This is a genomic window from Pseudomonas sp. EA_15y_Pfl1_P101, from assembly GCF_963970835.1.
Lineage (GTDB): Bacteria > Pseudomonadota > Gammaproteobacteria > Pseudomonadales > Pseudomonadaceae > Aquipseudomonas > Aquipseudomonas tritici.
Map to the genome: position 1 here is coordinate 1 of NZ_CAXAPA010000040.1, position 1605 is coordinate 1605.

Consider the following 1605-nt stretch of genomic DNA (forward strand, 5'->3'; position numbering starts at 1 on the left):
AGAGATAGACTTTTTCGACCTTGGCGTCGGGACGCATCATGGTTGCGGGCTCCTAAGGGAAATCGGGAGCACAGCATCAGCTGTCAGCTATTCGTTTGGAATGTGGGGTTCGTGGAGCGGATACAGTTGAATACTGGTTTGACATGGCCCAAGACGGAGAGTGGTGTGGATTTCCAAGCGCACCATGTGATACCACAGCAGTATGGTGGACCTAACCAATGGTGGAATTTGCATCCGGTGCCGGGTGGAAGTGCTCACCAAGGTGGCGTTCATGCCCCAGCAAGTCCAACAACTACAGCATTTCCGCAGAAACCTCCGAGGCGCCCATGACCATGTACGAAAAATTAGAGGCCTTCAATGCACTCGCATGCGTGCTATTAGAGCGGCTGAACCCTGTTTCTTCTGGTGACGTGAGTGGGATGCGACAGCAGTGGCCAGCGGCTCCCGATGAATACTTTGCTTTTATGCAGGAGCGGGGGCATGGTGAGATTAAGGAGGACGACTGCGCGCTGTCGCTTTTGACGATTCAACCCACATTATGTCCCGCGGCAGACTACTTTGGTGATGATGGGTTTTATAAGGACGGACCCTATGAATCGGGTGCTAAGGGCGAGGTGTGGCTGTTCGGTTGGGATAGCACCGGGACTGCTTTCGGTTTCGACAGTGGAGACAACTGGCGATTGTTGGAAATCGACAATATGCGTTGGATAACGCGACTTGACTTGTCGTTTCGTCAGTTCATCGAAGGGGTGTTGGTATGTTATCCACAGCGGCCGATAAGCTTTGCGAATGGAGTTTGGCGCGACTCGGGAGATATTTCTTACACCCTATCGGATTAGGCATAAAAGCGTGCTGAGCCTAAAAAAGTGGAAAGGGCGCGCATTTATCTGGTGCAAAAGGGACGGGCACAGGTAAGGCGCCATACACCTCGACTGTCTCGCCGGATGCTGAGGCTGGCATGCCGTATGCCCACCCGGTAAAGGAGGCTGGTCCAAAAGGGTCGACGAGCTTCAATTCTGTTCCTCGCAACGCAAATGATCTTGCAGGAGGTCCGCTTGAAAACGCTACTCAGATTAGCGGCCGCTTTAAGCTAGACGGTGGCCCAGCGAATGGAGCTGTGTATCGGGCCGATAATCAAGGAAATATCACCAGCTACGCTGTCTATGATTCAGCTGGGATGATTGTTAAGCGGGTTGACGTTACAGGTGCAGCTCATGCTGATGTGTCGACACCACATGTAGGAAATCGGGGTCAGACCACGTTTTCAGCGAAATCCATACAAGTGTTTAACTTTTTTGTGATGTTTCATTAACGTATATAACGGTTTCCGCTATTTATAACGATTCGTGCTCTTTAAAAATTTGATTTATTTTTTGAAATCATTATTTTACTTTGTTTTTGTTGCGGACGACTAAGCTGATCTCTTTCAGAAATCAGGGGGTTGTTATGGCTCGTCGTCCTCGGTTGTTGGTACCAGGTCTTCCGCTGCACATCATTCAGCGCGGAAATAATCGTTCGGTTTGTTTCTATTCAGAAGATGATTATGTTTTCTATATCCACCTCTTAAAGCTCTTGTCGGAAACGCATGGCTGCAAAATTCACGCG

2 protein-coding genes are annotated in these 1605 nt (G+C 49.7%); both read left to right on the forward strand.

From position 1 onward, the window contains the following. The first annotated feature begins 326 nt into the window (after window positions 1-326). Window positions 327-839, forward strand: coding sequence for a hypothetical protein (locus AACY36_RS28135; protein ID WP_339421355.1), 513 nt, complete (start codon window positions 327-329; stop codon window positions 837-839). 119 nt (window positions 840-958) lie between these two features. After that, a complete protein-coding gene (locus AACY36_RS28500) occupies window positions 959-1312 on the forward strand; it encodes a polymorphic toxin type 24 domain-containing protein (protein ID WP_339421354.1) in 354 nt (117 codons plus the stop codon). Window positions 1313-1605 lie beyond the last annotated feature (293 nt).